This window comes from Dorea sp. BIOML-A1, from assembly GCF_009875615.1.
Classification (GTDB): domain Bacteria; phylum Bacillota; class Clostridia; order Lachnospirales; family Lachnospiraceae; genus Dorea_A; species Dorea_A amylophila.
Map to the genome: position 1 here is coordinate 37132 of NZ_WWSA01000018.1, position 21195 is coordinate 58326.

The window sequence follows — 21195 nt, forward strand, 5'->3', positions numbered from 1 at the left end:
ATGCCGATCAGAGTGCAGAATGATCTCCCGGTCAAGGAGATATTAGAGAGTGAAAATATATTTGTGATGGATGAACACCGTGCAATGCATCAGGATATCCGTCCGATCAAGATCGGACTTCTGAACCTGATGCCATTAAAAGAGGAGACAGAACTGCAGATATTACGTTCGTTGTCTAATACACCGCTTCAGGTAGATGTGACATTTGTTACGGTTGCTTCACATCAGTCGAAGAACACTTCAATGAGTCACCTGAACAAATTCTATCAGAAATTTGATGAGATCAAGGATAAAAAATTTGACGGATTTATCATTACCGGAGCACCGGTAGAGCAGATGCCGTTCGAAGAAGTGGATTACTGGGATGAACTGACCCGTATTATGGACTGGACCAAGACGAATGTAGTATCTACACTGCATCTTTGCTGGGGAGCGCAGGCAGGCATGTATTATCATTACGGAATTGACAAGGTCCAATTAGATAAGAAGGCGTTCGGTCTCTTCTGGCATAAAGTGCTGAACCGGAAAATTCCGCTGGTACGTGGATTTGATGATGTATTTCTGGCACCACATTCCCGTCATACAGAGACACCACTGGATAAAGTGCATGCGGATGAGAGGATTACGGTTCTGGCGGAATCTGACGAAGTAGGTCTGTTCCTTGCTATGGCACAGAATGGGCGCCAGATCTTTGTGATGGGACATCCGGAATATGACCGTATAACATTGGATGGTGAGTATAAACGGGACAAAAGTAAGGGACTTCCGATCGAACTCCCGAAGAATTATTATCAGGATGATGATCCGGAGAAAGGACCGCTGCTTACATGGAGAGCGACAGCGAATAACCTGTATACGAATTGGTTGAATTATTACGTATATCAGGCTACGCCGTATGACCTTGAGGGGACACCGGATTTTACCTGGAAATAGGGCGTTTTCAGGGGATTGTGAGCGAAATTTAATATTTATTTTTATTGAAGTAAAAGAGGAATGGCAGTGTGTCATTCCTCTTTTAACTATAACAATATCGATTTTTATTATCCGTATTTTGAATGAAAAAAAGGATTATACGAGAGTGTTATTTGGAATATCGGAAGTAGAGGATGAGGATTATTAAAATGAAAAATGATGTCATTACATTTCCGGGTAATGCATTGGTAGTATGATCCAATGATTAGTGAAGCTATAGTCTTTACAATCTATCATAATTATAGTAAAATTATATCATAATAAATGGAGGTGATATGATGATTATAAAAGCATCAACAGCACTAAGAAACAATTATGCCGGAATATCTAATCTTGCAAAAGAAACAAAAGAGCCAATTTATATAACCAAGAATGGCGATGGTGATTTGGTAGTTATGAATATAGAAGCTTTCGAGAAGAGAGAGCAGACACTAAAATTAAGAGAAAGAGTTCTTAAAGCAGAGCAAGAACGGATTGAAGGTCAGGAAACTGTTAGTGTTTCAGAGGCAAGAAGAAGATTGAGAGAAAGAGTAAATGAAATATAGGGTAGAGATTCTTCCATCGGCATGGGAAGATTTAAAGAATATTGAAGACTGGTATGTGATTAATTTTAATGTTCAAACAGCTATTAAGGTGAGTGATCATATTCTGGACGGAATAGAAAGATTGGAAGAGTTCCCAGATTCCGGTTCAAGAATACCTGATGAATGGCTGAATGAACAAGGATGCAGGATGGTCATAAGCGGAAAACATGTATCAATTTATAGAGTGATAAAAAATACGGTATACATTTATCATATCGCAGATACGCAAACGGAATATACAAAATTGTTTGGGTAAAGAGAATCTTTTGCGTTTTTGCCAAAATATTCTTTTTCTGGTTTCAAGAATAATATAAAAAGAATAAAAGCATTTTCAATTGGAAATATGATATACTATTGATACATTAAAAAGATAGGCATTAAATGGAAAGAAGGTGTTAAATATTGTTTGAAATCATTTATTCTAAGAAAGCAGTTAAATTTTTAAAGAAAGAATTTTAGGTGCAGTTACAATTATGAGTGAAGAAGATGCAGAGAAAGTTTGGGATTTAATACGTGGAACATTTGCGTTATCGAATGCAGAAAAAGTTGCTCCTGATCCGGAAGAAATCTGGGCGTTAAATGCGTATAAATCGGGAGATGAGGATTATCAGCCATCTTGCTCACAGGAAGAGCTTATAAAAGAACTGGGATTATAATAGAAAAGACAGAAGCAACGTTGTTTGAATTGGTAGTTTAGCTGTAAAATTCATAGGTACTGGAGATAAATTGGTGGTATGATAAAATTCGCAGAGATGAAAAGAACAATAAAGCTTGATAAATGGGGATTTTTGAATTATAGAAATACTATTCCAGAAAAAATTATTACGTGTAGCAGGCTACACCGTATGAGCTGGAGGGGATATCGGATTTTACTTGGAAATAGGGCGTTTTTAGGGGATTATGAGCGGAATTTAAAATAATGCTAATGTAGCCTAAATTCGTTTTTTTTAATTTGTTTTCACGTTCAAATGGAGACAATGTGGAGACAACCAGAAATTTCGTGGAGACAAAATTTAATAATTATTTTTATGGAAGTAAAAGAGGAATGGCAGTGTGTCATTCCTCTTTTAACTTTAACGATATCGATTTTTGTTATTTGTTTGATCAAGTAAATAGTCAATTGACACATTATAAAAATTAGCTAGTTTTATTAATATATCTGTAGGAATATCGCGTTTTCCAATTTCATAATAAGAATAAGCAACCTGACTGCATCCAAGTATTTTAGCCAGATATTCTTGTGTTAAATTGGAATCTTCGCGTAAATCTCTAATGTGTCTGTATGGAGTTGTTCTTAAAGCCATATTATTACCTCATTTTTATCAGTATATCTAAAACAAATTGTTATATTGCGTTTTAAAACAAATTGTTTTAAAATAAAATCGAAGAAACATAAGTATGGAGGAACAAGTATGAAGGGATTTGTAAATGACAGAAAATGGATTATTGAAAAAAAGAATGATATAGCAATTAGAGCCATGGATAATAAAGACAAAACAGATCAATTTATTGAAAAGAAAAATGAAATTGAAGAAGGAATATCTAGAATTCCGACTGACTTGCCAGATGAGATACAACGACAGGTTGATGCTGCTATAGAAAACATAAGGCATGATTTGAATGAAGAAGGAGAAGAGTTGGAACAAGAAGCCTCAGAAATTAGTGAAGATGCTGATGAAGTAATGGATACGGCTGATTCTATTAGTGATGATTTAAAAGAAAAAGGAAATAAATTGAAGGATTTAAATGGAATTCCGATTTTGGGAAATTTTGCAGATGCTAAAGGAGAAGAAGTGTTAGATCAGGCTGATCAGATTATAGATTTAAGGCAGGAAACGCAACAATATCAAGATGATTTGCTTGCTAGTAAAAATAGATTGATGAACCATAGATAGAGAGGTATAAATCATGATAATGACTTATAAGCTGACAAGTATTCCGGATATATCATTATCAAAATATCAGGTTATTGCAATAAATGGAATTGAAAGTTTGAAAGAATGGACTGATGATTTTCTGAGACAATGGCAAAAAATATCAGCTATTTATGAAATAGAGATTAATTATATTATAAGATATACTCCTGTAAACAAAAAAGGAAACAAACTGGAATGTTATATAGTATTTAAATTTGAAGATAGAGCGCTTGTTGAATACTTGAGTAATCTAATGGGATCATCGAAATTGACGGAGTTATATAAAATAACATTTCAAGAGGAAAATCCATTTAAAGGTGATGTTTTTAAAGAAAAATTTATACTTAAGAAATGCGAACGAAAACGTTGTTGTGAAATAGGAGATAATGATAAGAGTGTAGATTTGTTTTATGTTGAATCTTGGGAAACGAATAAAGATTCACGACTGATTGACTTAGTTAAAACCATGGAAATGTTTGATACAGATGTCATGTATCGAGTGGTTTTAAGAGGGGCAGATTCGTATGAAGATGTGTACTCTTCCTTGGAAAAACCTATTGAATATTTGAAAAATAAATCATTTTACGATAGTGAAAATACAATAAAACTTAATAAGGATGTTCGAGTGGCTAATAACAAAGATGCATTTTCTGGAGAAATACTTAAGGTATATGAGAAGTTTTTGAGTTCGATTTCTAATGCACCATGTTTTAAAGGAAATGTAATTGTTTATTCCAATGATGAAATTTTGGGAAATATGATTTTAAGTACATTATGTGGAGAAACCATAAAAAAAGGAAATTGGGAGAGTTCGATTTTCAAAGAAGATTCTTTTGGAGTGATTGATGATTATGTTGAATTACATAATATTATGCCAAAATCATTAAATTATTGGCCAACATACTATACGTTAGATGAAATTAAATCTTTTTTCAGATTCCCAATATTGTATGAAGGAGAACATATTGAGTTGAGAAAGGAGACTGATCCCGTTGAATCAGACGGAGAAATATATCTTGGAAAAAATTTGCAAGATATAAACATTCCTTTGAATTTATTAAAAAAGCATGCGTTTGTTTGTGGTGTCCCGGGAGCGGGAAAGACAAATACGATGTTACATATATGTTATAGTTTATGGAAAAAGTGTGATGTGCCATTTTTGGTATTAGAACCTGCAAAAAAGGAATATAGAGCATTAGCACAAACAGATATGGATGATTTGATTATTTTTTCGCCGTCATCAGGATCTAAGTTTCCAATGGCTATGAATCCATTTGAATTTGCCAAAGGATTATCGTTATCGGAACATATACAAAATTTAATGGATGTATTTGAAGGGGCATTTCCTTTAACACCACCATTGCCAGCATTATTAGACAGGGCAATTGAAGGTGTTTATAGCGATCATGATTGGGATACGGATGATATTAATGATGGAAGGAAAGAATATCCAACACTTTCTGAATTATATGCTCGGTTGGAATTTGAATTAAAACACACTGATTATGATGGGGAAGTCAGAGGAAATATGAAATCTGCATTAGAAATGAGAATAGGTGGATTGTTACGAAGAGATTTAGGAAATGTTTTTGATTCTAAAATGTCTAGTTTGGAGCCGGAAGAATTAATACGACATCCAATTATTATAGAAATGGAATCATTGGGAACAGGGCCGTCTAATTTTATGACACTGATGATATGCACTTTGATTAGAGAAGTTTTAAAGGCAAATCCGAAAGGAAACGATGCTAGAAGCGTCAGACATGTTATTTTTATCGAAGAAGCCCACAATCTGATTGCAAACATGACAGGAGAGACTATTGCGGAAGATGCAAATCCAAAAGTTGCTGCTACAAATTATATTGTAAAAATGCTTGCTGAAGTAAGAGCATTGCGTGAGGGAATCATAATTGCTGATCAATTGCCGACTGCAATGGCGGCAGAAGTGTTAAAAAATACAGGGTTAAAAATTGTTCATCGTTTAACTGCTGGTGATGACAGAGCGATACTTGGAACAATGATGTCGGCAAATGAAACACAACTTGAAGCAGTCGCAACATATTTGCCAGGAGATGCGCTGGTATCATATGAGGGTCTAGTGCGTCCGTTTAAGATGAAAATTGCGCAATTTGATTTGAAAGATGCGCCTTCGACAGAAAAATTGTATGAGTTGATGACTGCGAGAAATTTGCATAAGTATATTATGCAAAAAACATTTGCCATAAGATTTGAGAAACTTAAGGAGAGTTGGATAAAAGAGTGGCGTATAGCGGTGGAAATTTTTGAACAGTTACAAAATGATTGTGAAAAAATTAGAGCTGCCGATACTATAAAGGATTATGAAATATTGATGAATATGATTGTCAAAGAGCAAATGGGTTTAGATAATTGTATTGCATTTCTTAGAAAAGTTGTAAAGAAATATAAAAATACAATAGATATTACTTTTGATCAAGAGAGTGAAGCTTGTGATTTTTGTGATCATATGAAAGAAAGTATAGAAAAATTGATAAAAAATACAAAAATTATATTACAAAAAACAAAAGAAGGAGAGATATGAAATGAACAATGTAAGGTATTTAAGATTAACAAGAGAAAGTAAATTATTATCTGCGATAATTCCATTTAGAATAAATATTGATGGGCGATGGGTTGCTGAATTATGTAATGGAAAAACTATTAATATTCCATTAGATTATTCAGAACATAAATTCTATATGCAAATGGATAGCCAATATAAAGGTAAAACGATATCGAGTATTAGTGAAGTTTTAAAAATAAATGCAGATGAATTTGATCATGGATTGTATTGTTATTTTAAGATGGGATGGACTGTAAATAAATTATTATGGAAAATTGATGAAGAACAAGAACAGAAAAATAATCAAATATTAGTTGAACGTGCTCATAGGTCAAAAATAAATGCAGAAATCAAGAATATAATATCATCGGTATGCGAGAATTCGGTCGGAAATAGGGACTTTTCTATGTTAAATCAGTTGTCAGAGGAAGCGAGAAATTCTGAGTTTTACTTTAATCAAATGAAAATAATCAAAGAAGATTATGTTTCTTGTATTCTTAAATATTTTGTTGAAGACCAATGGGGATACGAACGTTGTTTTTCTGTTTTAAATGATCTTTGCAGCATCCCGGAATATAGAAATGACTATATGAAATATATGAAACATTTTGATTATTATATGGCGAATAATGCGATTGGTAGTATTTTAGATAAGGATGATCCTGTTGGTGATATTCAAAAAATATCGGGAATCAAAAATATGCATGAATTAGTGCCGAATAGTATTTTTGAAATTATTGACCTTAAAAAATATTGGGAAGAAGGAAATACTGAGAAAGCACTTGATACATTGTTTCTTGTTAATGTAGAGGAAGCAGATTTGATTAATTTAAAGAAATGGATAATTATTTCGGCTATAAATGAAGGCGCTTCAGATAATGACTCTAAAAAATATACAGTATTGATGAATCTGCATAATACTGTTAATAAAATTATTTTTGACAGTAAACCACATTGTTTGGTAAATTCAGTAGATGAAATTATTGCAGAAACTATAAGAGGCTCATATACAAAAACGTTTTCAAAGGTAGATGAACTTTTGGATGTTTTTCTGAGTCGCACTAGTGAATGGTTGCGTATAGATAATTCGCAATACTCTATATTGCAAAAAGTTTTTGGTTATTCCGAGGCGTATGAGCAAGAAAAAAAGGTTTTAGAAGCAATGGTAGAAAAATGCATTCCGAGAACCCGAGAACAAGAACACAGGTTAAGTTTTTTGCAAACAAGTAATGTGAAAAATGGATATTTGCAAGAAGAATCTATAAAGCAGGATGAGATTTTTCAAGAGGGCAGCTGTATGTATGAATATCGAAGCGTTCATTGGGATGTGCATAAGATTGACGAATTCTTTGAATCGTTATCATTACGAAATACTACAGTAGAATATCCGTTTGTTGTCAGGGAATGGAATAAAGATGTAAATATTAAAAATGTGGAGGTAGATATAACTGAACTGGTAATTAGAATGCAGAATGTATTTAAAGAAAGTTTTAATGATCGTTTTGACGTTGGTATTACAAATATAAAAACTTTAGATAATTATGCGGATTATGTGGAAGCAGTTCTTATTGATGAAACAGATTTAGACACAGGATATTCGTGGATTTTATTTTTTGTTACTGGAGAAAGAATAAACAATAAACAAGTTGCTTTTTCCATTTATACTTTGTATATTCCGCTTTTAGATACAGATGTTATTGCACTGGAAAATAACATAATAGAGAAGAATAAGGTGTGTGCACAAAAGATAAAGTTATTAAAAGAGATGCAAAATCCTAGAATTAACAGACATATTCAAAATGTAAATGATCTAATAATTAGTGTTCTGGAAAAATGGTCTAATGAGGAAAAGGAGCATATTGATATTTATGGTTAGATAAATAGGGGGAGCAATAGATGAAGAATGTTTTCAAGTTTTTAAAGACACTGATAATTATAATTGGAGTGGTACTTCTTGGAATAGCAATAGTAGTAAGTTCGGTGTTTTTTGGAAAGGTTTTGAGATGGCTTCTTTATGTAATTTGTTTTATAATAGATATTTTCAACCCAGGTGAACAACCAATTATAGAATGGATATATGCACATGATATGTTAATGTTGGTGATTTGTTCAATATTAGCTGGAATATATATAGTTTCGTATGTTTTGGAGGAAAACACTTCCATGAAAATTAATTATTCTAGGACATCGGGACCGGGAACAAATACTATTTCTGATATTGAAGTTTCGAAAAATTTAACCTTTGTAGATGCTTCAGGAGCATATCGTCGATGGGGAGAGGATTTTATAGACTGTCAGGGAAATTGGTGCCAATGGGGAAGTGGATTTTATGATTATGATGGAAATTATATCTATTGGGGAAATACATATAAGGACAGTAGTGGAGCATATCGTCGGTGGGGAGAAGATTTTGTAGATGGCGATGGAAATTGGGTGCATTTATAATTAAAAAATTGTTGAGAACTATAAAAACGGTCAGTCCAAAGTGATAGCAGATATGGAAAAATATTCTGTCGGTGCCGTATTAACTACTAGGAAAAAATATTGAAAAACGCAAAGACATAATAGTACACTACAATAATCAACCAGTAAGAAGGACGGTGAATTATATGCCAAACAATACACATGATATCATTTTAAAGTTTTCTCAACAGGTAAAGAAAATACTTGGGAATAAACTGGATAAAGTAATTTTACACGGCTCGTATGCTCGTGGAGATTATAACGAACATTCGGATGTAGATATAATGATTTTGACAACTCTGACGGATGAAGAAATAGAAAAGGCAGAACCAACGTTGTTTGACTTGGCATTTGACTTCCAAATGGATTATGGAATTGATATTAGCGTGGTGGTGAAGAATAAAGATCAGTTCGAGTATTGGTTGGGAGCATTGCCATTTTATAATAATGTAAAGGCAGAAGGGATTGTGCTGTAAACGGATGAAAGACAAATTGATTTAAGTAAGTATAGAATTCAAGAAACTCTGTTTAACTGTTGTTTCATTCTCTAATTACATTTTAAACTTTACAACATTTTTGAAAAAGTAAAAAACTTCTTGACAAAACAACTTTGATACAGTAGAGTATAACCATAACAAAGCAAACCGTTGAAAAAGAGGAGTAGCTTATACGATGACATCCAAGAGAGCAGCAGGTGGTGAGATTGCTGTATGAAGTTGATAAGTGAATGGACTTTTGAGGGCAGTCTGAAATCAAGAACTTGTATTTATCAATCGTTTGAGAGAGTATGGCTTGTCGGGAACCGAACCCGTTATCAATCAGGAGTGTATGTTAGTACATGAGAAAGTGGACGATTCGTCAATTTGAGTGGTACCGCGATAATAATAGATATTATTACCGTCTCAAACCTTAAGGTTTGGGGCGGTTTTCTTTTTGTCTAAGATGGTATGGCAGACGATAATCGGTGAAAGATTTTCTCTCCTAACAACTACAGAGAACTGGCAATTGGGATCTGTGGACAACAATAATATTTTATACAGAAAAAGAGGAGAAAAAAATTATGAAAAAGAAAATGGTAACAGTATTATTAACAGCGGCAATGGTAACAGCAATGGCAGCAGGATGTGGCAGTTCATCCGATTCCGGAAGTGATAAGAAAGAATCTTATACCATCGGAATTGAACAGTTTGCAGAACATGATTCTCTTGATAACTGCAGGGAAGGTTTCTTAAAAGGACTGGAAGCAGAAGGAATCAAAGAAGGTAATAACCTGACCGTAAAATACAAAAATGCGGCAGCGGATATGGGAACTGCAAAACAGATTTCCGACAGTCTGGTATCTGATAAAGTAGACCTGGTATGTGCGATCGCAACACCAAGTGCACAGAGTGCATATAACGCAGCAATGAAAGCTGACATTCCGGTCATTTACACTGCAGTTACAGATCCTGTAGCAGCAGAACTCGCAGACAAAGATGGAAAACCGGTAGGAGAAGTGACCGGAACATCAGATAAACTTCCGGTTGAAGAACAGCTTAAAATGATCCGTGAGATGCTTCCGGATGCTAAGAAGATTGGCATCATGTATACTACAAGCGAAGCAAATTCTGTATCGGCGATCAAAGAATACAAAAGTCTGGTTAAGAAATATGATTTCGAACTGGTAGAAAAGGGAATCACAACAACAGCGGATGTATCTCTTGCAGCGGATGATCTGTTAAGCAAAGTAGACTGTATTACCAATCTGACTGATAACACAGTTGTAGCATCACTTCCAACTATCCTGGATAAAGCAAATGAAAAGAAGATCCCGGTATTCGGAAGTGAGATCGAGCAGGTGAAGATCGGATGCCTTGCAGCTGAAGGAATTGATTATATTGCACTTGGAAAGCAGACTGGTAAGATGGCGGCGAAAGTATTAAAAGGCGAAGCAAAAGCTTCTGAGCAGAATTTTGAAACTATCACAGAACCTGGATTCTATGTAAATAACAAAGTAGCAGAGGATCTTGGAATCACAGTACCGGAAGATCTTGCAAATAGCGCAGTAGAAAGCTTTGGGGACGGGAATTAGGAGGCATTTTTCATGAGTTTTATTACATCGATATTAGAACAGGGGCTGATCTATGGAATCCTGGCATTGGGGATTTATATCACATATAAAATATTAGACTTTCCCGATCTTACGGTGGATGGAAGTTTTCCTCTGGGGGCAGCGATCACAGCTGCCCTCCTTACAAGAGGAATGAATCCATACATCACGCTGGTTCTTTCGTTTCTGGCCGGAGCAGTTGCGGGAATCTGTACCGGACTGATCCACGTGAAGTGTAAAGTCAGAGATCTTCTTTCGGGAATCATAATGATGACGGCATTGTGGACGATCAATCTGTATATAGCAGGAACGGCGAATGTGCCATTATTCTCACAGAAGACTATTTTTAACAATGATCTGATGGAGAAGATCATTCCGGATGTACTTGCACCATATGCGACATTGATCATCGTTCTGGTGCTTGCATTGATCTGTAAAGTATTGCTTGATCTCTATCTGAATACGAAGTCCGGATTCCTGTTAAGAGCCGTTGGGGATAATGATGTACTGGTTGTATCTCTCGCAAAAGACAAGGGCAATATCAAGATCCTCGGACTTGCAATTTCAAATGGTCTGGTAGCATTGGCCGGATGTATATTTGCACAGGAAGAGAGAGTATTTGAAATTTCTATGGGAACCGGAGCTATGGTCATAGGACTGGCAAGTGTAATTATCGGAACCAGTATTTTCCGTAAGATGACATTGCTGCACACAACGACAACAGTCCTGATCGGATCGGTTATTTATAAAGCATGCGTTGCCGTTGCACTACGCAATTTCGATCCGCAGGCCATGAAACTGGTAACGGCAGTCCTGTTCCTGGTTGTACTTATCATCAGTATGGACAGAAAGAAGAAGGTGAACACCAATGCTTGAGTTAAAAGGAATTCATAAATATTACAATCCGGGTACCGTGAATGAGATGTGCTTATTTCAGGACTTCAATCTGACAATCGACAAAGGAGAATTCGTCTCTGTCGTGGGAAGTAATGGTTCCGGAAAGACTTCCATGTTGAATATTATCTGCGGAAGTATCCCGGTGGAGGGTGGACAGATCCTGATCAATGGATCCGATATCACAAAACAGAAAGAATATAAGAGAAACCAAAGAATCGGCCGTGTCTATCAGAACCCGGCAATGGGAACATGTCCAACAATGACGATTTTGGAAAATATGTCTCTGGCAGACAATAAAGGAAAGGTATTCGGTCTTTCCAGAGGAACGAACAAAGTAAGGATAGATTATTACCGGGAGCAGTTAAGCCAGCTCGGACTGGGACTGGAAGATAAGATGGATGTAAAAGTCGGCGCATTGTCCGGCGGGCAGCGTCAGGCAATGGCACTTCTGATGTCTACCATGACACCGATCAAGTTTCTGATCCTGGATGAACATACAGCAGCACTGGATCCGAAGACGGCAGAACTGATCATGAAACTGACAGATAAGATCGTAAAAGAGAAGAATCTTACAACGATCATGGTTACACACAATTTGAGATATGCGATCGAATATGGTAACCGCCTGGTGATGATGCATCAGGGAAATACGATCCTGGATAAAAAGGGAGAAGAAAAAGATAGGATGTCGGTAGACGATATCCTGACATTATTTAATGAAATCAGTATTGAGTGCGGCAACTAAAAGATGTTATACTGGATATGCCGGAACAAAAGCACAGCTTTATAGGCTGTGTTTTTGTAGTTTAAGAAGTATAGAATAAATAACAGAAAAGAGGATATATATATGGCAAAGAGAATCGCAAAATTTGAAAAAGTAAGCTTTGAACAGTTTAAAGAAGGGTATCTGGATGCCATCGGACAGGACTCCGATGAAGTCATCCGCAGTATCTATGATGCATTGAAACTTCCAAAACGTGCGACAAAAGGATCGGCTGGATACGATTTTTATGCGCCGCGGGCAATCACATTAAAGCCGGGAGAGATAGCGAAGATTCCAACAGGAATTCGAGCGAAGATGGAAGAAAACTGGGTACTTCAGTGTTATCCGAGAAGCGGACTTGGATTCAAATTCCGCCTGCAGTTGAATAATACAGTAGGGATCATCGACAGTGATTATTATAATTCAGACAATGAAGGACACATTTTTGCCAAGATCACGAATGACACAAAAGAAGGAAAAATAGTGGAAATCCCGGCAGGAACAGGATTTATGCAGGGGATTTTCATGGAATATGGGATTACGGTTGATGATGATGTGGAAGAAGTCCGTAACGGCGGATTTGGCAGCACGACGAAATAACCGGAAAGAGAAGCATTCCATTTTTGTATAAGAATGAAAAAAACGGGACATACTGGAACATACAGTCTATGTATGTAAGAGGTGATAAGAAGATGACGCGTCAGGAAATCCCGGTTTTTAAGACAAGAGAAGAAAATGTAGCATATATGAACGCAACACTCCCGATCCGGGAAAGCTTTGACCTCATCCAGAGGGATCTGCTGATCGGCGGGAGGGTTTCTTCTTTTTATTATGTAAATGGTTTTACAAGTGAAGAGACAATGCTGAAGATCATGGATGCACTTCTGAAAGTGAAAGAAGAAGACATGCCGGAGGATATATGGAAGTTCGCAAATGCATGCATTCCATACGTTGGGGTAGATGTCATGTTTGATTTTGATCAAATATTGAAAAGCCTGCTGTCGGGGGAAACATGTGTATTTATTGATGGATACCGGGCATGTATTGTGATCGACTGCAGGATGTATCCGGCAAGAAGTGTAGAAGAGCCGGATAAAGACAAGTCACTTCGGGGATCCAGAGATGGTTTTGTGGAGACAATCGTATATAACACGGCAATGATGAGAAGAAGAATCCGGCATCCGGCACTGATCATGGAGATGATGGAGGTAGGGGACAGTTCCAGGACAGATGTGGCACTCTGCTATATGGGTGACCGGGCAGATAAGGCATTGCTGAAAAATGTGCGTGACAAGATCCAGAGCATAGATACAGATGATCTGCGGATGAATCAGCAGAGCCTGGCGGAATGCCTGTTTAAGCGGAAGTGGTATAATCCGTTTCCGAAGTTTAAATTCACCGAACGGCCGGATACGGCATCGGCATGTCTGCTGGAAGGGAAAGTTGTGATCCTGGTAGATAATTCACCGTCTGCGATGATACTTCCGACATCGGTCTTTGATATGATCGAAGAGGCAAATGACTATTATTTTCCGACATTGACCAGTGTCTATCTGAAGATATCCAGAACGCTGATTAATCTGATGACGATATTCCTGACGCCGGTATTTCTGCTTTTTATGCAGAATCCGAACTGGCTGCCGAAAGTATTTGCATTTGTGGCGGTGAAGGATACGGTGAATATTCCGTTGATCTTTCAGCTTCTGATGCTGGAAGTGGCAATTGACGGCCTGCGTCTGGCGGCTCTGAATACTCCGAGTATGCTAAGTACACCGCTCAGTGTGATCGCTGGTCTTGTCATGGGAGAATTTTCAGTGGAATCGGGATGGTTTAACAGCGAAGTCATGCTCTATATGGCGTTTGTTGCAGTTGCAAATTATACACAGCCGAATTTTGAACTTGGCTATGCGCTGAAGTTCATGCGTCTGGCCCTGCTGATACTGACGGCATTATTCAACGGGTGGGGATTTGTAATGGGATGTGTTCTGGTAGTGTGCAGTATCTGCTTTAATAAAACACTTTCCGGAAGAAGCTATCTTCATGTAAGCCTGAAATAACCGTGTGTGAAAAACGACCATTACAGGAAAATGGGATAATAAGTATACAAAAGAAAGGCAGAGATAGAAATGAATCACAGAGATGAAAGACTCGGAAGTGCACCGCTGGGAAAACTGATGTTTTCTCTGGCACTTCCTTCTGTGGCGGCACAGCTTATCAATGTGCTTTATAATATAGTAGACAGAATGTATATAGGTCATATTCCGGGATACGGAAATGCAGCACTGACCGGTGTCGGGGTTACATTTCCAATCCTGACGATGATCTCGGCATTCAGTGCGTTTGCGGGAATGGGCGGAGCACCGCTTGCTTCCATTCAACTGGGAAAACAGAACAGACAGAGGGCAGAACAGATCCTTGGGAATTCTGCGGGACTTCTGGTACTCTTTTCTGTAATCCTGACAGCATTCTTTTCGATATTCAAGACACCGGTCCTGTATGCGTTTGGAGCCAGTGATGCAACGATTGTCTATGCGAGAGATTACATATCGATCTATCTGATCGGAACCATCTTCGTACAGCTGGCACTTGGACTGAATGCTTACATCAGCGGACAGGGGGAGGCAAAGATTGCAATGTTATCCGTTCTGATCGGGGCAGTATTAAATATCTGCCTGGATCCGCTGTTCATCTTTGTACTGCATATGGGTGTGCGCGGAGCGGCTGTTGCAACGGTCCTGTCACAGGCGGTCAGTGCAATATGGGTGGTACATTTCCTGGTTTCGGAAAAAAGCGTGATGCGTCTTACATTGAAAAATATGCATTTGAAAAAAGATGTGATCAAGATGATCGCAGGACTCGGAATCTCTCCATTTATTATGCAGAGTACGGAAAGCCTGGTAACGATCACACTGAATACGGGGCTGCAGAGATATGGCGGTGATCTGTATGTAGGATCCATGTCGATCCTTATGAGTGTCATGCAGATGATCACGATTCCGGTGCAGGGGATCACACAGGGGATACAGCCGATCATCAGCTATAATTATGGTGCTGGAAATAAGGAACGTGTGAAAGCAACGATGAAAAGAATGATCCTGGTCTGTCTGACAGGAACACTGCTGCTTGCAGGTGTGGCAATTTTTGCACCGCAGATATATACAGGGCTGTTTACGGATAATAAAGGACTTCTGGAACTGACGTGTAAGGTTATGCCGGTATATTTCCTTGGAATATCCATCTTCGGAATCCAGTGCGCATGCCAGACATCATTCATTTCGCTCGGACAGGCAAAGGTATCGTTATTCATTGCGCTTTTAAGGAAGATTATTCTGCTGATTCCACTTGCGGTTATTCTGCCAAAATTTATGGGCGTGATGGGAATCTACCGCGCAGAACCGATAGCAGATGTGATATCGGTCCTGACAACCAGCGCAGTATTTATCATTACTGTGAAAAAAGTTTTGCGTAATATGTAAGACAATGGTAAGATGAAAAGGACTTGAGGATGAGGATGAGGATGAGGATGAGGAGGTTTCCGATATGAGTGAATATGTAATAACGATCAACAGTACATCTGATCTGCCAAAAGAATGGGTGTGGGAAAGAGAGATACCGGTAGTCCCGCTGAACTGTACGATCGGTGGAAAGACTTACCGTGATATGTATGATCTGACAGCAGAAGAATTCTATGGTATGTTAGAGAACGGAGAGATGGCAGTGACTTCACAGCCAAGTCCGCAGACTGCAATAGATATCCTGGAACCGATCCTGAAAAAAGAAAAAGATATTTTGCATCTGAGCTTTACATCAGGACTTAGTGGTACATATAACAGTATGTGTATAGCTGCAGAGGAACTGCGTGAAAAATATCCGGAGAGAAAGATTGTTGTGATCGATACACTTTGCGCAAGCATGGGAGAAGGCCTGCTTGATTATAAGGCACTGGAACTTCAGAAAGAAGGCAGGAGTCTGGAAGAAGTTGCGCAGTGGGTGGAAGAAAATAAATTAAAAATCTGCCATTTCTTTATGGTAGAGGATCTGAATCATCTGCAGAAAGGCGGACGTATCTCGAAGACAGCAGCAGTGATCGGAACGATGGTACAGATCAAGCCGATCATTTGTCTGGATAATGAAGGAAAGCTTCAGATCATCAGGAAAGAGCGGGGCAGAAAGAAAGGCATGAATAAGATCGTGGATATGGCGGTCGAAGCATGCGAGGGAAAGATGCCGGATATGGTGATGATCCCGCATGGCAATTGTCCGGAAGATGCAGCTTATGTCGCAGAACTTGTCCGTAAGAAAATGGGTGTGACCAATGTCATGATGAACAATCTCGGTCCTGTGATCGGAGGTCATACAGGCGCCGGAATGATCGCCATTGTATGCATGGCAGATCACAGATAGATACATAGAAATATTAAGAATACTAATAGTAACATGCAAAAGCTTCATTTAACAAATGTATAATTATGCTCTATACTGAAATCAGAAAGAGAGAAATAAATCATCCTGAGGAGGTGTAGAGTATGTTAAGTATCATCGGATGGGGAATCGTTGCAGTAGTAGCAATATATGGAGCAACAAGTCTTTTCGCCTAGAAAAGCATGCTTAATATACTGTGAAATAGATCAAAAGCAGCATAAAGAAGAGTCAAAGATGACAAGAAGCTTACGGGCAGATTGTCATCTTTTTTGTATTTATGCGGGAAATTCTCAAAGCACATTTCTTACGGTTCGCCTGAACGATGATTCGACACTTTATAATACAGGAGAGCGATATATATGAAACATCTGATAATTGATAAAACGATGAAAGAAATCTGGCCGGATACCAGAGTGGGATGCCTGCAGTATCGGGTGAAAGTGGAAAAGAAGAACGAAGAACTGTGGAAATATCTGAAGAAAGACATTTTCAAAAAGACGAGAGATGCTATTTTTGACAACGGGATCAATGAAATCCCAAACGTGAAAGAATCCAGGGCAGCATACAAAGCATTCGGAAAGGATCCGAGCAGATACCGTGTGTCTTCCGAGGCACTGATCCGCCGGATCGGACAGGGAAAGGGACTATATGAAGTTAATACCGTTGTGGATGTCAATAACCTGATTTCCATCGAATCGGGATTTTCGGTAGGATCTTATGACGTATCTCAGATCTCAGAAGAACTGGTATTCCGGATCGGACAGAAAGGAGAGACTTATAAGGGAATCGGAAAAGATGAGATCAAGATCGAGGCGCTTCCGGTGCTCGCAGACAAAGACGGAGCCATTGGAAGTTCAACCAGTGATTCAGAGCGTGCAATGATCACGGAGGATGTGACAGAAGTATTGACATTGATCTATTCATTTTCAGGAAATGATGGTCTTGAAAAAGCATTGGAATATGGCAGAAAATATCTGGAAGAGTATGCCGGGGCTCAGAATCTGGAAAGCTGGATCGTGGAATAAAGGCTGAATTATCAGGAATCAAAAAAAGGATGAAAAAAGAGAAAAAACAGTTGACATAAGAAAAATAATGTGATAAATTATATGTTGCGTAAGGCAAAAAAGAAAGTAGAGTATCCACTCTCACCTTAGCACAATCGGGTGACTAATGGTTTGATATTGAGTATATACAGATTTGATTATAGATCTTATGATACAGATATGCAAGTGGATAGTCTCGAACTATTCACTTATTTTTATTTTATGATGGAGGTGCACGACAATTAGCGATTTAATGATTAACGGGCAGATTAGAGACAAAGAAATTCGAGTGATTGGAGAAAACGGAGATCAGTTAGGTATCATGAGTCCGAAGGAAGCTATGAAGCTTGCTCAGGAAGCAGATCTGGATCTTGTGAAGATTGCTCCAAAGGCTCAGCCACCTGTTTGCAAGATTATTGATTACGGTAAGTACAGATATGAACTTGCAAGAAAGGAAAAAGAGGCTAAAAAGAAACAGAAGACCGTTGAAGTAAAAGAAGTGCGTCTTTCACCAAATATTGAGACGAATGATCTTAATACCAAAGTGAATAATGCTAAGAAGTTCATCAGTAAAGGTAACAAAGTAAAGGTTACACTGCGTTTCAGAGGCCGTGAGATGGCACATGTTCAGCAGAGCAAACACATTCTGGATGATTTTGCCCAGATGCTTGGTGACATCGCAGTCATTGAAAAGCCGGCTAAGATGGAAGGCAGAAGCATGAGCATGGTTTTAACTGAAAAACGTTAAAAATACAATACAAGTTGAAGGAGGAGCATATCATGCCAAAAATTAAAACTAATAGAGCAGCTGCAAAGCGCTTCAAAAAGACAGGTACAGGAAAATTAAAAAGAAATAAAGCTTACAAGAGCCATATCTTAACTAAGAAATCTACAAAGAGAAAAAGAAATCTTAGAAAAGCAACAATTGCTGATGCTACTAATGTAAAGAACATGAAGAAGGTATTACCATATCTCTAAGATAAGGTTCAATTTGTGAAGGAGGAAGAATAAGACATGGCAAGAATTAAAGGCGGATTAAACGCTAAAAAAAGACATAACAGAACTTTAAAATTAGCAAAAGGATACAGAGGAGCACGTTCTAAACAGTACAGAGTTGCAAAACAGTCTGTAATGAGAGCTCTTACATCTTCATACGCAGGAAGAAAACAGCGCAAACGTCAGATGCGTCAGCTTTGGATCGCTCGTATCAATGCTGCAGCAAGAATGAACGGACTGTCATACAGCAAGTTCATGCACGGTTTAAAAGTAGCTAACATCGAGATGAACAGAAAGATGCTTGCAGAGATGGCTGTAAATGATGCAGAAGGATTTGCAACACTTGCAGAAGCTGCAAAAGCTGCTTTAGCTTAATTTAAAAATAAAATTTCAGCACGCAGGAAATCCTGCGTGCTTTTTTTGATTCCCGGCAACCTGTAGTACAGATTACTCATAGTTGAAAGATACCGGTAACTGCGATCAAGAAGGATAATGTAACTGCTCCTCAGTGATATTTTCAAGAACCTCCGTAAGATACTTCTCAGACAGATATTTTGCCATCGGAAGATTCATATCCAGATAGTTTCCACAGTCTTTGGCGGAAGCTCCGGGAACTTCACCCTCGAAATCAGCCATAAATCGGTACATTTCCTTTAATAATGGTACGATGTCTTTGGATTCATAACTTCCGGCAAGAATCAGATAGAATCCTGTGCGGCAGCCCATAGGTCCAAAATAAATGGTCTTGTCTGCATATTCTGCATGATTGCGTAAGAATGTGGCGGCCAGATGTTCGATCGTGTGAACTTCGGCAGTATTCATAACCGGTTCATCGTTAGGACTGGTCATACGCAGATCAAAAGTAGTGATCGGATTGCCGCCTGCCTGGTCGATACGGGAAACATATACACCTGGAACAAGACGCAGGTGATCTACTGTAAAGCTTGCAATTTTTTCCATAATTGATACTCCCTTTTACTTCAATAATTTTAAAGAATTTTATGCAGAAATATTATAGCATTTTCAGCAGAATTTGACTATAAAAAGATGAAAAGGTATGGTATACTGTCAATTATATTGGCGTTAGAGGTCAATGGAGAAAAAGGGTGTTTTAGGAGGAAGAATTGGTAGAATGAAACTTTATCTGGTAAGACATGGAGAAACGGATTGGAATAAAGTAAAAAAGATTCAGGGGCAGGTGGATATTCCGCTGAATCAGTTTGGCAAGCATCTGGCAGAAGAGACGGCGGAGGGGCTGCATGATATCCCATTCGATCTGTGTATTTCAAGTCCATTGTCGAGAGCATATGAAACAGCGAGGATCATACTGGAAGGCAGGGATGTTCCGATCATCACGGATGCCAGAATTGGGGAAATGGCATTCGGTGAATATGAGGGAAAATGCTGCGCAAGAGATCATTGGGAACTTCCGGAAGATTTTCAGAAATTTTTCGATGATCCGGTGGGATTCAGACCGGGAAAAGGTGGCGAATCATTTGCGGATGTAAGGAAAAGAACCGGTGAGTTTCTGGAAAGTCTGTACAAAAAAGCAGAGGGTGTGTATGGAAATGTACTGATCACCACACACGGAGCGGCGCTGGCAGGTATACTGAATAACATTAGAAAGGAACCGCTGGAAAAATACTGGGGCATCGGAGTGCACAATAACTGTGCGGTGACAGAAGTAGAAGTAAAGAATGCGGAGGCACAGATCCTTTCTGAAAATGTTACATATTATAAAGAAACAGTAAGACTATGGGCTGGTAACTAAGTGTCGGCAGAGTACAAGGTAACAGCGTGAAAATACCCGGAAAAAGCAGAAGATTCGGTAAAAGGAGAAAAAAGTATGGCGATTGAAACAGCAGGACAGCAAAAATATGCAGATCTGACAGCAAAAAGAATCAAATCACTACAGACAGGAATGATTGTCTGGATCAGTTTTCTGTGCCTGGCATTGATCTGCTCGTTTGATAATATCATGCTGGCTGCAATTATTGGATGTGTAGGACTTGTTTTAGCAGTATTGAATACAAAAGCAAGAAAAGAATTCAACAGAAAGCTGGACAGAGTGAAAGACAAAGAAGAGTTCTACCGTCAGCTGGCAGCACCGGATGTACTGGAATTAAAAGAAGAACAGCTTCTGATTGCAAAAGATTATGTAGTGACCGTAGATACGGATGTAGAGATATATGATCTGAACCAGATGGAGAAACTGGAAGTAGGAAAACAAGGCAATATTAAAAAGACATTATTCCTGACAGAACCGGACGGAAAGAGACATGCAATACTGTCAACAACAAAAGGAGATGGAAGACAGAGAGCATTCGATCAGGTATATGAAAGATTACATAAAAGATTTTGAGATTTAATTGGGATTTAATTTATTAACATTCGCTGCCAGTCACGACTTGAAGGAAACAATAGATAAGGATTATTGTGAATGTGGAATGCCGTTAGAAACAATTAGAG

25 protein-coding genes and 1 other annotated feature are annotated in these 21195 nt (G+C 38.2%); of the genes, 23 read left to right on the plus strand and 2 right to left on the minus strand.

The window, feature by feature from the left end; genetic code table 11:
• The 5 genes from metA to GT508_RS08535 all read left to right on the plus strand — a co-directional run bounded on the left by metA (position 1) and on the right by GT508_RS08535 (position 2476).
• On the plus strand, positions 1 to 933 hold the full coding sequence (gene metA, locus GT508_RS08515) for a homoserine O-acetyltransferase MetA (protein ID WP_161144021.1): 933 nt from the start codon (positions 1 to 3) through the stop codon (positions 931 to 933).
• 317 nt (positions 934 to 1250) lie between these two features.
• The gene (locus tag GT508_RS08520) at positions 1251 to 1517 is read left to right on the plus strand and encodes a type II toxin-antitoxin system prevent-host-death family antitoxin (protein ID WP_161144040.1); all 267 of its coding nucleotides are present in this window, start codon (positions 1251 to 1253) and stop codon (positions 1515 to 1517) included.
• Complete coding sequence (locus tag GT508_RS08525) at positions 1507 to 1812, plus strand: type II toxin-antitoxin system RelE/ParE family toxin (protein WP_161144022.1); 306 nt, start codon at positions 1507 to 1509, stop codon at positions 1810 to 1812. Before GT508_RS08520 ends, GT508_RS08525 begins: the two co-directional genes overlap by 11 nt.
• Positions 1813 to 2029: 217 nt before the next feature.
• Entirely contained in the window at positions 2030 to 2212 is a 183-nt protein-coding gene (locus GT508_RS08530) for a hypothetical protein (protein WP_161144023.1), read from the plus strand.
• Between the two features lie 78 nt (positions 2213 to 2290).
• A complete protein-coding gene (locus GT508_RS08535) occupies positions 2291 to 2476 on the plus strand; it encodes a hypothetical protein (protein ID WP_161144024.1) in 186 nt (61 codons plus the stop codon).
• A gap of 153 nt (positions 2477 to 2629) precedes the next feature.
• Here GT508_RS08535 and GT508_RS08540 read toward each other — a convergent pair whose 3' ends face one another.
• Complete coding sequence (locus GT508_RS08540; protein WP_161144025.1) at positions 2630 to 2860, minus strand: helix-turn-helix domain-containing protein; 231 nt, start codon at positions 2858 to 2860, stop codon at positions 2630 to 2632.
• 108 nt (positions 2861 to 2968) lie between these two features.
• On the opposite strand from GT508_RS08540, the gene GT508_RS08545 reads away from it, so the two are divergent.
• From GT508_RS08545 to rplT, 16 genes are all read left to right on the plus strand, one after another.
• The gene (locus GT508_RS08545) at positions 2969 to 3451 is read left to right on the plus strand and encodes a hypothetical protein (RefSeq protein WP_161144026.1); all 483 of its coding nucleotides are present in this window, start codon (positions 2969 to 2971) and stop codon (positions 3449 to 3451) included.
• A gap of 13 nt (positions 3452 to 3464) precedes the next feature.
• Positions 3465 to 6032 carry an ATP-binding protein gene (locus tag GT508_RS08550; protein ID WP_161144027.1) on the plus strand — a complete coding sequence of 856 codons (2568 nt, stop codon included), beginning with the start codon at positions 3465 to 3467 and terminating at the stop codon, positions 6030 to 6032.
• Position 6033: 1 nt separating this feature from the next.
• Positions 6034 to 7929, plus strand: coding sequence for a hypothetical protein (locus GT508_RS08555; RefSeq protein ID WP_161144028.1), 1896 nt, complete (start codon positions 6034 to 6036; stop codon positions 7927 to 7929).
• Between the two features lie 20 nt (positions 7930 to 7949).
• The gene (locus GT508_RS08560; RefSeq protein ID WP_161144029.1) at positions 7950 to 8498 is read left to right on the plus strand and encodes a hypothetical protein; all 549 of its coding nucleotides are present in this window, start codon (positions 7950 to 7952) and stop codon (positions 8496 to 8498) included.
• Between the two features lie 164 nt (positions 8499 to 8662).
• The gene (locus GT508_RS08565) at positions 8663 to 8992 is read left to right on the plus strand and encodes a nucleotidyltransferase domain-containing protein (RefSeq protein WP_161144030.1); all 330 of its coding nucleotides are present in this window, start codon (positions 8663 to 8665) and stop codon (positions 8990 to 8992) included.
• A 162-nt stretch (positions 8993 to 9154) separates the two neighbouring features.
• Positions 9155 to 9424, plus strand: a binding site (T-box leader).
• Between the two features lie 152 nt (positions 9425 to 9576).
• Positions 9577 to 10587 carry an ABC transporter substrate-binding protein gene (locus GT508_RS08570; protein WP_161144031.1) on the plus strand — a complete coding sequence of 337 codons (1011 nt, stop codon included), beginning with the start codon at positions 9577 to 9579 and terminating at the stop codon, positions 10585 to 10587.
• A 12-nt stretch (positions 10588 to 10599) separates the two neighbouring features.
• Positions 10600 to 11481: an ABC transporter permease gene (locus GT508_RS08575; RefSeq protein ID WP_161144032.1), complete on the plus strand. Its 882-nt coding sequence runs from the start codon at positions 10600 to 10602 to the stop codon at positions 11479 to 11481.
• On the plus strand, positions 11474 to 12247 hold the full coding sequence (locus GT508_RS08580; RefSeq protein ID WP_161144033.1) for an ABC transporter ATP-binding protein: 774 nt from the start codon (positions 11474 to 11476) through the stop codon (positions 12245 to 12247). The genes GT508_RS08575 and GT508_RS08580 overlap by 8 nt, the downstream gene beginning before the upstream one ends.
• A gap of 102 nt (positions 12248 to 12349) precedes the next feature.
• Positions 12350 to 12865 (plus strand): deoxyuridine 5'-triphosphate nucleotidohydrolase, encoded by a 516-nt coding sequence (locus tag GT508_RS08585; RefSeq protein WP_161144034.1) that lies wholly within the window; start codon positions 12350 to 12352, stop codon positions 12863 to 12865.
• Between the two features lie 92 nt (positions 12866 to 12957).
• Positions 12958 to 14322 (plus strand): spore germination protein, encoded by a 1365-nt coding sequence (locus GT508_RS08590; RefSeq protein ID WP_161144035.1) that lies wholly within the window; start codon positions 12958 to 12960, stop codon positions 14320 to 14322.
• Positions 14323 to 14391: 69 nt separating this feature from the next.
• Positions 14392 to 15741 (plus strand): MATE family efflux transporter, encoded by a 1350-nt coding sequence (locus GT508_RS08595; protein ID WP_172677224.1) that lies wholly within the window; start codon positions 14392 to 14394, stop codon positions 15739 to 15741.
• Positions 15742 to 15805: 64 nt separating this feature from the next.
• On the plus strand, positions 15806 to 16669 hold the full coding sequence (locus GT508_RS08600) for a DegV family protein (protein WP_161144036.1): 864 nt from the start codon (positions 15806 to 15808) through the stop codon (positions 16667 to 16669).
• A gap of 377 nt (positions 16670 to 17046) precedes the next feature.
• Positions 17047 to 17712, plus strand: coding sequence for a B3/B4 domain-containing protein (locus tag GT508_RS08605; protein WP_055284093.1), 666 nt, complete (start codon positions 17047 to 17049; stop codon positions 17710 to 17712).
• A gap of 271 nt (positions 17713 to 17983) precedes the next feature.
• Positions 17984 to 18478 (plus strand): translation initiation factor IF-3, encoded by a 495-nt coding sequence (infC, locus tag GT508_RS08610; protein WP_028085973.1) that lies wholly within the window; start codon positions 17984 to 17986, stop codon positions 18476 to 18478.
• A gap of 32 nt (positions 18479 to 18510) precedes the next feature.
• Positions 18511 to 18708 carry a 50S ribosomal protein L35 gene (rpmI, locus tag GT508_RS08615; protein ID WP_006427930.1) on the plus strand — a complete coding sequence of 66 codons (198 nt, stop codon included), beginning with the start codon at positions 18511 to 18513 and terminating at the stop codon, positions 18706 to 18708.
• Positions 18709 to 18744: 36 nt separating this feature from the next.
• Positions 18745 to 19101, plus strand: a complete 357-nt coding sequence (gene rplT, locus GT508_RS08620; protein ID WP_006427929.1) for a 50S ribosomal protein L20 — start codon at positions 18745 to 18747, stop codon at positions 19099 to 19101.
• Between the two features lie 105 nt (positions 19102 to 19206).
• Here rplT and GT508_RS08625 read toward each other — a convergent pair whose 3' ends face one another.
• Positions 19207 to 19686, minus strand: a complete 480-nt coding sequence (locus GT508_RS08625; RefSeq protein WP_138376825.1) for an S-ribosylhomocysteine lyase — start codon at positions 19684 to 19686, stop codon at positions 19207 to 19209.
• 172 nt (positions 19687 to 19858) lie between these two features.
• On the opposite strand from GT508_RS08625, the gene GT508_RS08630 reads away from it, so the two are divergent.
• Together GT508_RS08630 and GT508_RS08635 are read left to right on the plus strand one after the other, a co-directional pair.
• Complete coding sequence (locus GT508_RS08630; protein WP_161144037.1) at positions 19859 to 20497, plus strand: histidine phosphatase family protein; 639 nt, start codon at positions 19859 to 19861, stop codon at positions 20495 to 20497.
• A gap of 75 nt (positions 20498 to 20572) precedes the next feature.
• Positions 20573 to 21088, plus strand: coding sequence for a hypothetical protein (locus tag GT508_RS08635; protein WP_161144038.1), 516 nt, complete (start codon positions 20573 to 20575; stop codon positions 21086 to 21088).
• Positions 21089 to 21195: the final 107 nt, after the last annotated feature.

Bases quoted from the DNA above. Each gene is read 5' to 3' on its own strand.
- metA (WP_161144021.1), top strand. From the start codon at position 1: ATGCCGATCAGAGTGCAGAATGATCTCCCGGTCAAGGAGATATTAGAG.
- GT508_RS08520 (WP_161144040.1), top strand. From the start codon at position 1,251: ATGATTATAAAAGCATCAACAGCACTAAGAAACAATTATGCCGGAATA.
- GT508_RS08525 (WP_161144022.1), top strand. From the start codon at position 1,507: ATGAAATATAGGGTAGAGATTCTTCCATCGGCATGGGAAGATTTAAAG.
- GT508_RS08530 (WP_161144023.1), top strand. From the start codon at position 2,030: ATGAGTGAAGAAGATGCAGAGAAAGTTTGGGATTTAATACGTGGAACA.
- GT508_RS08535 (WP_161144024.1), top strand. From the start codon at position 2,291: ATGATAAAATTCGCAGAGATGAAAAGAACAATAAAGCTTGATAAATGG.
- GT508_RS08540 (WP_161144025.1), bottom strand. From the start codon at position 2,860: ATGGCTTTAAGAACAACTCCATACAGACACATTAGAGATTTACGCGAA.
- GT508_RS08545 (WP_161144026.1), top strand. From the start codon at position 2,969: ATGAAGGGATTTGTAAATGACAGAAAATGGATTATTGAAAAAAAGAAT.
- GT508_RS08550 (WP_161144027.1), top strand. From the start codon at position 3,465: ATGATAATGACTTATAAGCTGACAAGTATTCCGGATATATCATTATCA.
- GT508_RS08555 (WP_161144028.1), top strand. From the start codon at position 6,034: ATGAACAATGTAAGGTATTTAAGATTAACAAGAGAAAGTAAATTATTA.
- GT508_RS08560 (WP_161144029.1), top strand. From the start codon at position 7,950: ATGAAGAATGTTTTCAAGTTTTTAAAGACACTGATAATTATAATTGGA.
- GT508_RS08565 (WP_161144030.1), top strand. From the start codon at position 8,663: ATGCCAAACAATACACATGATATCATTTTAAAGTTTTCTCAACAGGTA.
- GT508_RS08570 (WP_161144031.1), top strand. From the start codon at position 9,577: ATGAAAAAGAAAATGGTAACAGTATTATTAACAGCGGCAATGGTAACA.
- GT508_RS08575 (WP_161144032.1), top strand. From the start codon at position 10,600: ATGAGTTTTATTACATCGATATTAGAACAGGGGCTGATCTATGGAATC.
- GT508_RS08580 (WP_161144033.1), top strand. From the start codon at position 11,474: ATGCTTGAGTTAAAAGGAATTCATAAATATTACAATCCGGGTACCGTG.
- GT508_RS08585 (WP_161144034.1), top strand. From the start codon at position 12,350: ATGGCAAAGAGAATCGCAAAATTTGAAAAAGTAAGCTTTGAACAGTTT.
- GT508_RS08590 (WP_161144035.1), top strand. From the start codon at position 12,958: ATGACGCGTCAGGAAATCCCGGTTTTTAAGACAAGAGAAGAAAATGTA.
- GT508_RS08595 (WP_172677224.1), top strand. From the start codon at position 14,392: ATGAATCACAGAGATGAAAGACTCGGAAGTGCACCGCTGGGAAAACTG.
- GT508_RS08600 (WP_161144036.1), top strand. From the start codon at position 15,806: ATGAGTGAATATGTAATAACGATCAACAGTACATCTGATCTGCCAAAA.
- GT508_RS08605 (WP_055284093.1), top strand. From the start codon at position 17,047: ATGAAACATCTGATAATTGATAAAACGATGAAAGAAATCTGGCCGGAT.
- infC (WP_028085973.1), top strand. From the start codon at position 17,984: ATGATTAACGGGCAGATTAGAGACAAAGAAATTCGAGTGATTGGAGAA.
- rpmI (WP_006427930.1), top strand. From the start codon at position 18,511: ATGCCAAAAATTAAAACTAATAGAGCAGCTGCAAAGCGCTTCAAAAAG.
- rplT (WP_006427929.1), top strand. From the start codon at position 18,745: ATGGCAAGAATTAAAGGCGGATTAAACGCTAAAAAAAGACATAACAGA.
- GT508_RS08625 (WP_138376825.1), bottom strand. From the start codon at position 19,686: ATGGAAAAAATTGCAAGCTTTACAGTAGATCACCTGCGTCTTGTTCCA.
- GT508_RS08630 (WP_161144037.1), top strand. From the start codon at position 19,859: ATGAAACTTTATCTGGTAAGACATGGAGAAACGGATTGGAATAAAGTA.
- GT508_RS08635 (WP_161144038.1), top strand. From the start codon at position 20,573: ATGGCGATTGAAACAGCAGGACAGCAAAAATATGCAGATCTGACAGCA.